At 25.1% G+C, this 14,988-nt stretch carries 12 protein-coding genes, 1 tRNA gene and 1 pseudogene; 6 read left to right on the plus strand and 8 right to left on the minus strand.

Translation table 11 applies throughout. From position 1 onward, the window contains the following. Positions 1–52 precede the first annotated feature (52 nt). The 5 genes from miaA to pgi form a co-directional block, all read right to left on the minus strand. Entirely contained in the window at positions 53–952 is a 900-nt protein-coding gene (gene miaA / locus U0T55_02625) for a tRNA (adenosine(37)-N6)-dimethylallyltransferase MiaA (protein XBC43083.1), read from the minus strand. Between the two features lie 1,088 nt (positions 953–2,040). Continuing rightward, complete coding sequence (locus tag U0T55_02630) at positions 2,041–2,235, minus strand: hypothetical protein (protein ID XBC42792.1); 195 nt, start codon at positions 2,233–2,235, stop codon at positions 2,041–2,043. Between the two features lie 645 nt (positions 2,236–2,880). After that, positions 2,881–4,059: a mannitol-1-phosphate 5-dehydrogenase gene (locus U0T55_02635; protein XBC42793.1), complete on the minus strand. Its 1,179-nt coding sequence runs from the start codon at positions 4,057–4,059 to the stop codon at positions 2,881–2,883. A gap of 99 nt (positions 4,060–4,158) precedes the next feature. Continuing rightward, positions 4,159–6,078 carry a PTS mannitol transporter subunit IICBA gene (locus U0T55_02640; GenBank protein ID XBC42794.1) on the minus strand — a complete coding sequence of 640 codons (1,920 nt, stop codon included), beginning with the start codon at positions 6,076–6,078 and terminating at the stop codon, positions 4,159–4,161. A 453-nt stretch (positions 6,079–6,531) separates the two neighbouring features. After that, positions 6,532–8,181 (minus strand): glucose-6-phosphate isomerase, encoded by a 1,650-nt coding sequence (pgi, locus tag U0T55_02645; GenBank protein ID XBC42795.1) that lies wholly within the window; start codon positions 8,179–8,181, stop codon positions 6,532–6,534. 505 nt (positions 8,182–8,686) lie between these two features. Here pgi and orn point away from each other — a divergent pair. The 3 genes from orn to U0T55_02660 all read left to right on the plus strand — a co-directional run bounded on the left by orn (position 8,687) and on the right by U0T55_02660 (position 10,479). Continuing rightward, positions 8,687–9,238: an oligoribonuclease gene (gene orn, locus U0T55_02650; GenBank protein XBC42796.1), complete on the plus strand. Its 552-nt coding sequence runs from the start codon at positions 8,687–8,689 to the stop codon at positions 9,236–9,238. A 107-nt stretch (positions 9,239–9,345) separates the two neighbouring features. After that, positions 9,346–9,418: transfer RNA gene (locus tag U0T55_02655), tRNA-Gly, on the plus strand. A gap of 410 nt (positions 9,419–9,828) precedes the next feature. Then, the gene (locus tag U0T55_02660; GenBank protein ID XBC43084.1) at positions 9,829–10,479 is read left to right on the plus strand and encodes an N-acetylmuramoyl-L-alanine amidase; all 651 of its coding nucleotides are present in this window, start codon (positions 9,829–9,831) and stop codon (positions 10,477–10,479) included. A 57-nt stretch (positions 10,480–10,536) separates the two neighbouring features. Here U0T55_02660 and rpmE read toward each other — a convergent pair whose 3' ends face one another. Beyond that, positions 10,537–10,743, minus strand: a complete 207-nt coding sequence (gene rpmE / locus U0T55_02665) for a 50S ribosomal protein L31 (protein XBC42797.1) — start codon at positions 10,741–10,743, stop codon at positions 10,537–10,539. Between the two features lie 305 nt (positions 10,744–11,048). Between rpmE and U0T55_02670 the strand changes: the two genes are divergently transcribed. From U0T55_02670 to hslU, 3 genes are all read left to right on the plus strand, one after another. Continuing rightward, entirely contained in the window at positions 11,049–11,327 is a 279-nt protein-coding gene (locus U0T55_02670; GenBank protein XBC42798.1) for a hypothetical protein, read from the plus strand. A gap of 329 nt (positions 11,328–11,656) precedes the next feature. Next, a complete protein-coding gene (gene hslV / locus U0T55_02675; protein XBC42799.1) occupies positions 11,657–12,187 on the plus strand; it encodes an ATP-dependent protease subunit HslV in 531 nt (176 codons plus the stop codon). An 11-nt stretch (positions 12,188–12,198) separates the two neighbouring features. After that, positions 12,199–13,533, plus strand: coding sequence for an HslU--HslV peptidase ATPase subunit (gene hslU / locus U0T55_02680; GenBank protein ID XBC42800.1), 1,335 nt, complete (start codon positions 12,199–12,201; stop codon positions 13,531–13,533). A gap of 232 nt (positions 13,534–13,765) precedes the next feature. Here the strand turns inward: hslU and zapB are convergent, their stop codons facing one another. After that, entirely contained in the window at positions 13,766–14,005 is a 240-nt protein-coding gene (gene zapB / locus U0T55_02685) for a cell division protein ZapB (protein ID XBC42801.1), read from the minus strand. A 416-nt stretch (positions 14,006–14,421) separates the two neighbouring features. Continuing rightward, positions 14,422–14,988: pseudogene (locus U0T55_02690) on the minus strand (gamma-glutamyl-gamma-aminobutyrate hydrolase family protein).

Below are 14,988 nucleotides of genomic sequence, written 5' to 3' on the forward strand. Positions count from 1 at the left end.
TATATAACTTATACGTTTGTAATATAATAAAATACACATTCACTTTTACACATTACAAATTTTTGAGAATTTGAACTATTTTATAACTTAAAACATCTGAATTATTATGACTCTTTAACTTATGTAAACTTTTCCAATTCTTTAACCATGTTAATTGATTTTTAGCTAATTTTTGAGTAGCAATTATTGACGTGTATACCATTTCTTCATAACTTATATTTTTTGTAAGATAACTCCACATCTGCCGATATCCAACACAACGCATAGAAGGTAGCTCAGAATTTAAATCACCACGATGTAACAAACGTTCTACTTCGCTTTGAAATCCCAGCAATAACATTTTTTTAAAACGAGCATAAATATTGTCCACTAGCCAATTTTTATCTTTTGGAACAATAGAAAATTGAACTACCTTATACGGAAATATATAATTTTTAAGCTGAGTTAATTCAGTTAAAGTTTTTCCTGATATATAAAATATTTCTAACGCTCTTAACACTCTTTGCAAATCATGAGGATGAATTCTTTTTGAAGATATGGGATCAATTTTTCTTAATTTATTGTATAAAATTGTTTTATTCTTTTTATTGGTCAAATACAAATATGAACGTAAATCATAATTAGAAGCAGGTAATCTTGGTAATCCCTCCAATAACGTTTTAAAATAAAACATTGTACCACCTACCAATAAAGGTATCTTTCCTAAAGAAAGGACATATTTGATTACTTTTAATACGTCTTTTTGAAATGCACCTACTGAATATACTTCTGAAGGATCCTTAATATTAATTAAATGATACGGATTACATAATAGTTCTGAATTTGTTGGTTTATCTGTACCAATGTCCATTTCGCGGTAAATCAATGCTGAATCAACACTAATTAATTCAACTGGAAGTAATCGTTTTAATTTCATCGCAATGGCGCTTTTGCCACATGCAGTAGGACCCATTAAAAATATTACTAATGGGAAATCTGAATTTATATACTCAACAATCATATTTTTAATAAACTTAGTATTAAATCAATATCAATTGACTACACAAGTATTGGAGTAGAATAGTCTAAAAACACCTGACGATATTTACTCAATTCCAATAACAGCACTGCAATTTATACATGATTTCAATATAAATCTTAGCTTCAATATTTTCAAAAACATTTGTGATTAACTAAAACAATATTATTTCTTGTTTAGTTAAAAACTTACATATAATTAAAATTATGTTATCTAAACTATAATAAAAAACAAAAAACAAAAAAATTAATCAAATTTATGAAAGAAAAGTAATGTAAACCAATTTAAGATAACAAATTTTTACATATATAAAAAATCTGCTTTAAATCTAAATTTATGATAACAAAATGAAGAATATCAAAAAATCTTAATTTAATTCTATTAGTTTTTATTTCTAACTCCAACTTAAATTTATATACTAGTCATTTAGCCATAGATAATGATAACAACAAAATTTTTTATTTTTTTCATTAATAAATAATTATAAGTAAATTTTTAAATAGAATAGAATGTTTTACAAAATAACAGTTTTCATAAGATAATTTTTTCTATTATTACTCAAAATTAACTAATTCATATTTAATTTCATGTTTTATGCATTAGACTACAAAAATAACATACTATTTGGCTTGAGCTTTTTAGAAAAGACTTGTGCCAAAACTAATTTTATTTTTTTAAAATTTACTGCAACTTTAACGTTGAAGTAAAATAATGACTAACTTGTTTTTAAAAGATACAAAATCACTTAATATATGAATCCATAAGCTATACATGTGAAAAATATTGACTTTCTTTTTTTAAGATGTATATTAACATTTAATTCATTAAGATTAATATTAAAATACAAAATATAAAACTTTATATTCATGATTATATTATTCTTATACTACTTGAAAAACACACATTAAATGACGCTATTTTAAACAATATAGTTTGTTAACATAACAATATTGAATATATTTTGTGAGTATTATTAACATGAATATATCCACTCGCGAACATGTATGTTACCGTATTCGTTACTAAAATGTTATCTTATTTAAATCAAATCCAAAAATTATATTAATTCTACTTTGTTTTTCATCTTGATTTGAATACTTATAACAATATAAAATTAATTTACTATTATGTTTTAAACATACACTCACCGAATGTCTAGATAAAGATAAGTAACAAACCATTTCATCAATTTTTATAAATTCAGAATATTTAGGCATGATCTACTTTCGACCAACTAACTCATTGCACCACAAATCTAAAAAAAACTAGCGTCGTTTTTTGAAAACGAGCTATTGAATATAAAAAGTCTCAAAATTTTTCATCAATACCAACACTTCATCCTTTTCTTTCTAAATAATAACAAAAAAGATAATGTTAATCGAGATATCGAACTAATACTAGGCAATAACTTCGCCACGAAGTCCTAAAGTAATTACATATTTTAAATCTTGTATAAAATAAATTTCATTTGTTCAATACTATAAAAAACTAAATCTTGTTTTCGAATTCCAATACTATTATCTCTAATATGTACCAAACCTAATATACCATTGTTAAACATTAATACCAATGCACGCAACACTAAAATTTATAACACTGTTTTTCACTAATTCTTTTACTACAGATGCTGGAAAATAAATCGTTTCTCTTGTAAAAAATATAATTTAAAACCATCTTAGGTAATATGCAAATAAACATATGCTCAAGTCTATACGCAATAAGCAAAACAGCATTAGTTCTAAAACATTCACTAAATGTAACATGTATTTTATTAAAGTTAATATGTAGATGAGTACAAATACATATTTAAGCTAATAGAACTATAATACAATGAAGTTAATATACTTAAAATAAACTCAACATTAAATAAAATTTCTATTGTTACATAACTGATTTTTAAAAAAGAAAAAATTTTTATTAATTGAATCTACTACAGGTAACCTTAAATCTAATCCACTAATCTCAGATAAAATATAATTAACTCCTTTAGTTTCAATTAGATTACTCAATTGTATTGCTTCACTATCATAAAAATTTTTATAACATAATGCAGCAGCTACGCCTTTTGTTAAGTTAATGTTAGAACATTGATACTCTAAAGTTCCTAAAATAGGTTTTATCAAACGATCATTTTTACGTAATTTTCTCAAAGGATTACGACCTATTCGTATTAAATCATCAATTAAATAATCATTTCTAAACCTAGATAAAATTGAATGAATATATTTATTGTGTACAATTTTATCCCAATTATATCGCAATTCTAATACATTTCCGCTTTCACTCATAGCACCATACACAACATCATATATTCTCTTATCTAAAATAGCACTATAAACGTTACTATACCCATATAATAAACCTAAATATGCGGTAATTGCATGCCCAGTATTTAAAGTAAATAATTTTCTTTCAACGCACGCATCTAAATCATTACTTAATTGCATATCAACAATTTTAGGAATATTACCTCGAAATTGATTTATATCGCATATTAATTCTTTAAACGGTTCTACTCTTACAAATAATATATCATCCTTTCTTTTATCATTACATGATATAATTCTATCCACTACTGCATCTACAAATCCAATGTTATTCTCTAAATATTGATGATATTTTTTAGATAATAAACCTAGAACACATTTTTTTAATTCCGAACTGCAACGAAAAGAATTTTCGCACGCAATAATATTAACACAATTGTTTTTTTTTATTTCTATTTTATGTATAATTCCTTTCGAAATTACGTTCGCTAACGTATTAACATTATTTACTCCTACTGCTGTAGTAATTATATCCGATTCTGCTATGATAGATGAAATATTAGGATCATGAATATGTATAGCCTGTACTCCTTGAATTGAATCTAAAAAAAGATTTTTACTCAATATTTCAATATCATATTTGCGACGCGCATTAATAGAATTAACAATATCCTCATTAATATCAGAAAAAGTTAAATGAAATCCCGAATGTACCAATATCTGTCCAATAAATCCTCTACCTATATTCCCAGCGCCAAAATGTAATGCTTTCATCATAATTCCTAGTTATAATAATTAATAAATCTATTCCTATCACTAATTTTAAAACAACATTTATTTTGAATATTTATATTAAATTTTAAATAATTATTATTAAGTATTTCGAGAAAATAATCTTAATACATCACTAACGCAACTAGTATTAGACAAATGTTTAATTACTTTACTATCATCTAAAATACTCGTAATATTACTTACTACTGTAACATGTTCGTTATTACGAGCTGCAATACCAATTACTAAAAAAGCAATATCATCTGGGTAATCTCCAAAACGTACACCTTTTGGAAATTGACAAAAAATAGCTCCAGTTTTCAATATAGAATCTTTTGCTGCTATAGTTCCATGAGGTAAAGCTATTGATTCTCCTAACCAAGTAGACATGATTTCTTCTCTTTCTAACATTGCTGTAATATATTCTTCTTTTACATATCCCTGATTTACTAATTGCATACCTATGAATTTAATAGCTTCCTCTTTATTTCTAGCAGTTTGATTGAGAAATATATTCTGTTCAGTAAAATAAAATAAACTATTATTTGGCCCTACTTCTGTTTTTTCTTTTAATGTAGTATTTTCTACTAAATCAGTAGAATCGCAAATGTTTCTTGTAATTAAATAACTTCCTAATGCTTCATAAAAATCATTATCTAAAAAATTATTTAAAGATAAGTGCTGAGATTTAGGGTGTTGTATCTTTGCTCGTGCAGTGAGATTCTTATGTGTAATCACTAAATCAATGTCATTAGGAATTGAATCAATAGCAAAATTAGCCACAACAACATTAATATTTAAGTTATTTAATTTCTTTCTTAATATTCCTGCTCCTATTGCGCTAGATCCCATACCTGCATCGCAAGCAACAACTATATTTTTTACTTGTTTAGAAAAATTGAGATTACTACTACTAATTTCTCTCATACTATGATTCAATCCAGTATTTTCTTTAGTATGTTCTTTAAGAGGATTTATAATGTTTATATGAGTTTTTTTATTAAAAATTTTTAATGTTATGAAAGAAATTAAAAAAGATACCAAGAAAGATACAGTAACTGCAGAAACATTAACAAAATATGAACCCCTTGGAGTCATAGCTAAAATTGATATAATAGAACCAGGAGAAGCTGTAGACATTAATCCACCTTTAAATAACATTAATATAAATATATTAGCCATTCCACCTAAAATTAATGCTATAATTAGTTTAGGATTTAATAAAATATAAGGAAAATATACTTCATGTATTCCTCCAAATAACTGAATAATTACGGCATTTCTCAAAGAGAGTTTAACGTCTTTATTTCTATATCCTATAAAAAATAAAGCCATAAGTGCACCAATTCCTGGACCTGGATTGGATTCAATCAAAAAGAAAATAGATCTATTAAATATATCTACTTCTTGCATACCTAAAGAAGAAAAAATACCATGATTAACAGCATTGTTTAAAAACAATATTTTTGCAGGTTCAATAAAAATTGAAATTAAAGGCAAACAATTGTTTTTAATCATTAAATTAACACCATATTCTAAAATATGAGAAAATTCTTCAATTGCTGGACCTATAACAAAAAAAGATACTATTGACAATAGTATTCCAATTATCCCAGCTGAAAAGTTATTTATTAACATTTCAAAACTACTAGAAACTTTACTTTTAACCATTTTATCAAACCAAAAAACAGCCCAGCCTCCTAATGGTCCAATTATCATTGCTCCTAGCAACATTGGCACAGTAGTATTAACTATAGCCCCCATTACAGCTATGCTTCCAACAATTGCCCCTCTTTTTCCGCACATTAACCGACCACCAGTACTAGCAATTAAGATCGGAAAAAGATAAATTATCATCGGATTTATTATTTTTTTTAAATTTTCATTTGGTATCCACCCAGAATGAAGAAATAATCCACTAATCAATCCCCATGCAATAAAAGCACTAATATTTGGCATAATCATTTTACTTAAAAAACGACCAATATTTTGAATTTTAACTTTTATTAACATTGACATGTTTGTTCCTCAATCCTATTGATTAACTTTATAAAAATAATTGTTGTTTTACAATATAGATATAAACTAAAAAATACTAATAATAATATCCCTAAATCTGCGATCTTTAAAACATCATCTTTTAACATTAAATAATCAACTGTCAAATATATAAAAAAATACACATATAATTTATGGTAATCAAATACCACAAACATTTTTTATAATAAAAGTTTTTAATTAAATTAAATATCAAAATATAAATTATTGTAATATCTTTGCAAACTTAATACTAAATTATTTCCAACATATTATACCTAAACAACTCGCTTTAAAAAACATACAAAGTAAGACTACCGAAAATATACATAAAACAAATATTTCTTTGATGCATCTAAAAAGATTTATTATTCCTAAACAATAACATTATGGAAAAATCAAAGCTACATGCAATAAAAGTTTATGTATTACATATTAACGAAGAGATTTATAAAAATTAATTAATCCATTAGTAGAAGAATCGTACGTCGTTTCTTTAACATCATTTATTAAACTAAAAGAAATAGATTTTGCAAGTTTTTTACCTAACTCAACTCCCCACTGATCAAAAGTAAAAATATTAAATATTACACCTTGAGTAAAAACTTTATGTTCATACAATGCAATTAATGAACCTAAATTATAAGGATCAATCTTATATAATAAAATAGAATTACTAGGCCTATTACCTTCAAACGTTTTGTATGGAGATATATTCCATAATTTTTGTGATCGTGTTCTAACATTATTGAACTCATTTTTTTCAATTTTGTGAGATTGTCCAAAAGCTAAAGCTTGAGTTTGCGAAAAAAAATGAGAAAGTAATTGAACATGATGATCAACTAAAGAATTATTATTAGGACATACAGATGCAATAAAATCACAAGGAATTAATTTAGTACCTTGATGTAACAATTGATAAAACGCGTGTTGTCCATTAGTACCTTGCTCTCCCCAAACAATAGGTCCTGTTTGCCAACCAACACGATTACCGTTTCTATCAATATTTTTTCCATTTGATTCCATATTAGTTTGCTGTAAAAAAGTAGGAAAACGGCGCATATTTTGATCATAAGGTAAAATTGCTTCTGTTTCTGATAAAAAAAAATTATTATACCAAATACCAATTAATGCTAATAAAACAGGTATATTTTGACTCAAATTTGTATTTAAATAATGCTGATCCATAGAATAAGCACCATTTAAAAGAAGTAAAAAGTTGTCAAATCCGATAGCAAGAGATACAGATAATCCTACAGAAGACCATAGTGAATAGCGACCACCTACCCAATCCCAAAATATAAATGTATTATCTAGTTTAATTCCAAAATTAATAACATTCGTTACACTAGCAGATATCGCAATAAAATGTTGATCAAAAAATGTATTTGTATGAAAATACTCAGTCATCCATAATTTAGCAGTATTAGCATTCATAATAGTTTCTTGCGTGGTAAATGTTTTAGAAACAATCAAAAATAAAGTCGTTTCTGGATGAACTTTTTTCAAAATACTAGAAATGTGCGCGCCATCCATATTGGAAACAAAATGTATTTTTAGATGATTTTTATAAGCACTCAATGCTGTTACTACCATAGATGGACCTAAATCTGATCCTCCAATGCCAATATTTACTACATCAGTTATTGATTTTCCTGTATATCCTTTCCACTCTCCACCAATAACTGCTTTTGAAAATAGTTTCATTTTTTTAAGCATTTTGCGAATATCGATCATGACATCTTTATCATTATACATAATAGGATTTTGACTACTGTTTCTTAATGCTGTATGTAGCGCAGCACGATTTTCAGTTCGATTAATTTTTTCTCCGTTAAACATAAGTTGAATTGCATTAACTAAATCCACTTCTTTTGCTAACATTAATAATTTAACTATTGTATCGCTAGTAATTCTATTCTTAGAAAAATCAACTAACATCTGATCATTAAAATTTATTGAAAATTTATGAAATCTCTCTTTATCTTGATAAAACAAATCTTTCATATGCACATTCTTTATATCATGAAAATGTTTTTTTAAATTTTTCCATGCATGAGTATCAACAGGATTAATATTTTTCATAAAATCTCTCACTAATTTAACATTTTTAAAACATCGTTATTCTAGAACTTTTATATTAAAATGTTTTTAATACATTTCATATATAAAATTGTTGATTAAATTAACATTATTTTTTAAATATATTTTGTATCATATTTATAACTTATAAAAGATTGACAATATTGTTTCTACAACATATCGTAATTTATTTTTTTAAAACAAGTGGACAGTTACACTTATTAGAACACATATTTTTTCTACTTTTTTAAAAATAACCTTAACAAAATAGAAAAATTCTAACATAATCTCATTTTTAATAATTATACTTATTCTAATGGAAACACACATGCATAAAAATTTTATAATAATTTTGAAACATTAATAAATATATAGTGGTCTATAATATGATACATAACAATGTTACATTATTTAAAATTCCTAAAATTATATGTTATATTAAAATTTTCACAATAGCATAACAACTATAAGACGAATATGATTAATTATTGCTTATCGCAACAGAAAAATGAATATTACTCAACATAATTTAATATGGATTGATTTAGAAATGACAGGTCTAAATCCTGAAAAACATAAAATTATTGAAATTGCTACATTAATAACCAATATTAACTTAGAAATATTATCTACTGGACCAGTTATAGCTATTTACCAAAAACATACCCAATTAATGCAAATGAATCCATGGAATCATAATACTCATCACAAAAGCGGACTTATAAAAAGAATAAAAAATAGTTTTTACAACGACAAATTAGCTGAACTTAAAACTATCTCTTTTCTCAAAAAATGGGTTCCTAAAAATGCATCTCCAATGTGTGGAAACACAGTGAGTAAAGATAGACAGTTTTTATTTAAATATATGCCTACTTTAGAAAAATATTTTCACTATAGGCAAATAGACGTTAGTACAATAAAAGAACTAGCTATAAGATGGAATCCTGAAATGTACAAAAAATTTAAAAAAAACCATGATCATAAAGCATTAAATGACCTATATGAATCAGTATATGAATTAAAACACTATAAAAAATATTTCTTAAAAAATGAATTATAATTATACATACAAAAGATTTATATAAAATCGCATTTTTAAAACCATTCATAAATTTTATTAATTAATACTTGAATTTTTTTTATTTTTATAATAAAGTTTATTCTAATGCGGGAATAGCTCAGTTGGTAGAGTGCAACCTTGCCAAGGTTGAGGTCGCGAGTTCGAATCTCGTTTCCCGCTATTTTAATGTTAAATTTAGGAAAAATTTATGCTGCATTATGTATTTTATGTGATATTTTTTTTATTTAATGTAATTTCTTTAAATTCTGTATGCGCATCATCTAAATCATTGTCTAATTGCAAAAAACATAATAACAATATATATGCATTTAGTATAAAAAATAACGCAATATCATTGCATCACTATCGTTCTTGTTATATTTTTAAAAAATTTTTTTTATAAAATTTGTCCTAAAACTAAAAATTTTCAATTTAAACATTTAATCTCAGCTAATTCAGATATAAATAATAAAAATTATAAAAGAAAAGCATTTCATAAAAAAAGTTGTATCCAAAAATATCAAAATATAAAAAAAATTATAATTGCTATTGATGCTGGACATGGAGGGCAAGATCCTGGAGCAATTGGAATCAATAACACTCAAGAAAAAAATATCAATCTTGAAATTTCCGAAAAATTAAAATACAAATTAAACAAATCAAAATTATTCAAAGTAGTTATGATAAGAAATGGAAATTATTACTTATCTATTGAAAAACGTATTAACATCGCTAAAAAGAAAAACGTTAATTTATTAATTTCTATTCATACTAATTCATCAAATAATCCAAGAATATCTGGATTATCTATGTGGATTTTATCAAAAAAAAGAATTAACTCTGAAATAAATTACTTGTCAAAAAAAAACACGAAAAAAATACAACTATTTAAAAGAAGCAAAAAACATTTTTCAAAAAAAAATACAAGTCCATACTTAAAATCAATTATGTTAGACTTACAATTCAATCATATTCAAAAATCAGGTTACTTATTAGCAAAAAAAATTATAAAAGAACTTAAAAGTACTAATTGTATATACGAACCTCATCCTAAACGTGCTAGTTTTGGAATATTAAAATCCCCTAACTTTCCATCTATACTCATAGAAACAGGATTTATAAGCAATAAATTAGAAGAAAAAAAATTAAATAATGAAATTTATCAAAAAAAAATTGTTGATTCTATATATCTCGGACTAACGAAATACTTTTTCAAAATATTATGCAAAACAAAAAAATAAAACATCATCTTTAAAAAACAAGTTCATATTTTATTTTAAAAAAATTGGTCTTACTATTTAACTATTCATTTTAAATTTTTTATTAAACTTTTCAATACGACCACCAGTATCTGCTACTCTTTGTTTACCAGTATAAAAAGGATGACATTGAGAACATATATCAATATTTATATTTTTACACAACGTAGAAAAAATTTTAATAGAATTACCACACGAACACACAACTGATATTTCAGAATAATTAGGATGAATATTTTTTTTCATAAAACCGTCCATTTTTATATTTTAAATAAAAATTTTAATACCGCAATATACTTTTAAAAAACGAACTTTAATGGAACACAATAATATCAACAATCATGAACAAAAAAAGTTATTTTTTTTAAATAAGTATGCTGCTATTATATATTTAAAACTACTGAAATTAATATACTTATTTTTAAATTTTATAATATACATTTATCTAATAAATTTTTAAAAATAAATATTACCTAAAAAATAATTTGTTTTATATTTATTTTTAATTAAAAATAATACATTTATTCCAAACAATATAACATTTTTAAAAAATGATTAACAAAGATTTTTTATTCTATAATACATTTAAGCATACTACTCTAAAAAAAAATAATACTAAAACTAATAACATTGTTATAATTACCATGCTAATATCAATTATAATATTATCATTAATCATATCAATCAATATATTATTTGGACAAAAAATATTACAAAATAAAAGTAGTTTTTTAAAAACTAAAGAACTAAAAAAAAGAAACATAGATAGTATTCCCAAACAACCTAGAGAAAAATGGAAATACATGTATGAGTTGAAAAATGACACGTGAATATATGATTTATTCATTTAAAATAAATAACATATGAATAACCTAACTGATTAAACTAATGCAATAATGTTTGTATTTAGTATATTGTGTTTGCTCATATAACCTATCAAAAACATTAATCAGTCTTAACTACTGTTTTTAAAAATGAAAAAACTAAAAACATCATACATATAGCACAAACAATAACTTTTTCTGTAAAAAAATAAACTATTAAATATAGTATACAAAACAATTACAACAATAAATATTTTAAACGTTCTTCTTACAAATGTTAAAATTTAACCATTAACATTTAATGTGATCAAAGTGTATATAAGGAAATACATTTTATGACAACTATTATTGGTGTGCGCCTTAAAAAAAAAGTAGTTATTGGAGGAGATGGACAAGCAACATTGGGTAATACTATTATGAAAAGTAATGTTAAAAAAGTAAGAACATTATATCATGATAAGGTCATTGCAGGATTTGCTGGAGGAACAGCTGATGCATTTACGTTGTTTGAATTATTTGAAAAAAAGTTATTAATGTATCAAGGACACCTACAACGCGCAGCAATTGAATTAGCTAAAGATTGGCGTACTGATAAAATATTACGTAAGCTCGAAGCTTTGCTCGCAGTAGCAAATAAAGAAAAATCATTTATTATTACAGGGAACGGAGATATAATTCAACCAGAAAACGATCTTATGGCTATCGGTTCCGGTGGTCCTTATGCGCAAGCAGCAGCGCAAGCAATGTTAGAAAACACTTCTCTTACTGCAAAACAGATCGTAAAAGCAGCACTTAAAATTACCTCTAAAATTTGCATATACACAAATGATGTTTTTACTATTAAAGAACTAACTTCAGAAAAGTAAGGATTATCTTTATGTCAGACATGACTCCCCGCGAAATAGTTACAGAACTTAATCGATTCATAATCGGCCAAGAAAAAGCAAAACGAGCTGTAGCCATTGCTTTACGAAATCGCTGGCGTCGTATGAAATTAAAAAAAGAATTAAGATCTGAAGTAACACCAAAAAATATTCTAATGATAGGTCCTACTGGAGTAGGAAAGACAGAAATTGCTAGACGATTAGCAACATTAGCTAAGGCTCCATTTATTAAAGTAGAAGCTACAAAATTTACAGAAATAGGATATGTAGGAAAAGAAGTAGATTCAATCATTAGAGATCTAACAGAACTATCCATAAAAATGATACGCAATCAAGCATTTAAAAAAAATAAAAACAAAGCAAAAGAAATGGCAGAAGAACGCATTTTAAATGTTTTAGTTCCTACTATTGAAAAAGAATGGAAAGAATCAGAAATATCTAATAAACCTACTGCAGCTATTCAATTATTTAAAAAAAAATTACGAGAAGGACAATTGGATGAAAAAGAAATTGAAATAAACATTTCTACAGCACCCATGGGGGTAGAAATCATGGCTCCACCAGGAATGGAAGAGCTAACTAATCAATTACAATCATTATTCCAAAATTTGGGAGGTAGGAAAAAAAATATCAAGAAACTAAAAATTAAAGATGCAATGAAATTACTAATAGAAGAAGAATCAACCAAATTAATTAATTTAGAAGTACTCAAACGAGAAGCAATCTATGCAGTAGAACAACATGGAATTGTATTTATTGATGAAATCGACAAAATATGCAAAAATAGAGGATCAACAGGACCTGACATTTCGCGAGAAGGAGTGCAACGTGATTTGTTACCATTAATTGAAGGTTGTACAATTTCTACTAAGCATGGTATGGTCAGAACAGATCATATTTTATTTATCGCATCAGGAGCTTTTCAAATTGCTACCCCTTCAGATTTAATTCCAGAACTACAAGGCCGACTTCCAATCAGAGTAGAATTACAAGCATTAACAATTGACGATTTTGAATTAATCTTAACAGAACCAAAAGCGTCAATCACTGTCCAATACAAAGCTTTAATGCAAACAGAAAAAGTTCAAATAAACTTTACTAAAGAAGGAATTCGACATATTGCTGAAGCAGCATGGAAAGTAAATGAGTCAATAGAAAACATTGGAGCTCGTCGACTATATACTGTATTAGAGCATTTAATGGAAGATATTTCATTTAATGCTAGTGACAATGAAAATGAATTAACAATTAATATAGACGAAAAATATGTAAGTGAACATTTAGACAACCTTGTTTTAAACAATGATCTAAACCGATTTATTCTTTAATTATTTCAATGAGTAATTTTTTAATAAGAAATGAATCACTTTCCTATCTTAGGCATAAAGATAGGAAAGATATTGTACTTGTAAAAAAGAAATGTTATTCATTTAAAAATTATGTTAAAAATAAATATTAATTTAAATATTCAAGATATAATATGTAATAATTTTATGCATGAATAATATATGTACATAATACACTATCTTTCAATAATTTTAATAAATCATATAAAAAATTTTACATATTATTTATTTTACTCAATAATCCATTTAGCATATCTTTCCAAATATCTCTTTCTTCTTTTAATTTTTTATTTTCTTCTTCCAATTTAACACCATTTGATAATATTAAATCAATTTCTTGTTTTTGATCATCATTTTTTTCCTTTAGTTCTTTTACTTCCATTTGTAATAACAAAATAGTATCAATAGCTTGTTGTATTTTTTCTTCTAATTTCGAAAACGTTTCAAAAATCATTAATTAATTTCCTTATAAAAATATTGCTATTTTTATTTTTATATTAAAAAAATACTTTTAATTAAACTTATAAAAGAAAAAAAATATTTATGTTTTAGAATTATTAAAAATTTTTCTGAATTTATGCAACAATAATTTTTAATAATTCTATCATTTAAGTTAAATAATATCATAAAAATTTTTAATGCTTACATACAGATTATTATAATAATATCTCATTTATTCAAATAATCTATTTTTTAAAAACCCTTATAATGAAAACTATAATACTAACTAAAACATAAAATGTTAATATACTTTATAAGACAAAATATTTCCAGATATCAATAAACAAACAACTCAATTACGTAAAATTTACCTTATATAATGCATTATATAAAAATTTTATAGAAATATAAATTTATTTATTCCGAAATCCATACCATTACTTTCTTCAAAAACTCTGCACCTTGTGTAGTTAATATAGATTCAGGATGAAATTGAAAGCCACAAATTTTTTCACTATCGTTACGAACAGCCATTACCATATTATTATAATAAGCATTTACAATCAATGTTTTAGGAACATTACTACAAATAAGAGAATGATACCGCGCTACAGAAAAAGGATTAGGCATGCCAAAAAACATTGCTTTTTCGTCATGCGTAATTAAAGAAGATTTTCCATGTAATATTTCTCCAGCATATTCTATGTTTCCTCCATACATCTTTACAATAGCTTGATGTCCTAAACAAATACCAACAATTGGAATCTTTCCTCGCATTTCTTTTAATAAATCAGGCATACAGCCTGCATTATCAGGATTTCCAGGACCTGGAGATAACATTAACACTGGATTAAACATTTTAGAAATTTTTTTTAAAATAATATCAATAGGAGTTGTATTACGATAAATAACAACACTATGATTGTTAGTTCGAAGTTGATCAACTAAATTATAAGTAAACGAATCAATATTATCTAATAAAAGTACATTATTCAT

The organism is Buchnera aphidicola (Kaburagia rhusicola ensigallis), from assembly GCA_039830025.1.
GTDB classification, from domain to species: Bacteria; Pseudomonadota; Gammaproteobacteria; order Enterobacterales; family Enterobacteriaceae; genus Buchnera_B; species Buchnera_B aphidicola_AW.

Coding starts and splice junctions, on each gene's coding strand:
- miaA (XBC43083.1), bottom strand. CDS start 952: ATGGGTCCTACTGCATGTGGCAAAAGCGCCATTGCGATGAAATTAAAA.
- U0T55_02630 (XBC42792.1), bottom strand. CDS start 2,235: ATGCCTAAATATTCTGAATTTATAAAAATTGATGAAATGGTTTGTTAC.
- U0T55_02635 (XBC42793.1), bottom strand. CDS start 4,059: ATGAAAGCATTACATTTTGGCGCTGGGAATATAGGTAGAGGATTTATT.
- U0T55_02640 (XBC42794.1), bottom strand. CDS start 6,078: ATGTCAATGTTAATAAAAGTTAAAATTCAAAATATTGGTCGTTTTTTA.
- pgi (XBC42795.1), bottom strand. CDS start 8,181: ATGAAAAATATTAATCCTGTTGATACTCATGCATGGAAAAATTTAAAA.
- orn (XBC42796.1), top strand. CDS start 8,687: ATGAATATTACTCAACATAATTTAATATGGATTGATTTAGAAATGACA.
- rpmE (XBC42797.1), bottom strand. CDS start 10,743: ATGAAAAAAAATATTCATCCTAATTATTCTGAAATATCAGTTGTGTGT.
- U0T55_02670 (XBC42798.1), top strand. CDS start 11,049: ATGATTAACAAAGATTTTTTATTCTATAATACATTTAAGCATACTACT.
- hslV (XBC42799.1), top strand. CDS start 11,657: ATGACAACTATTATTGGTGTGCGCCTTAAAAAAAAAGTAGTTATTGGA.
- hslU (XBC42800.1), top strand. CDS start 12,199: ATGTCAGACATGACTCCCCGCGAAATAGTTACAGAACTTAATCGATTC.
- zapB (XBC42801.1), bottom strand. CDS start 14,005: ATGATTTTTGAAACGTTTTCGAAATTAGAAGAAAAAATACAACAAGCT.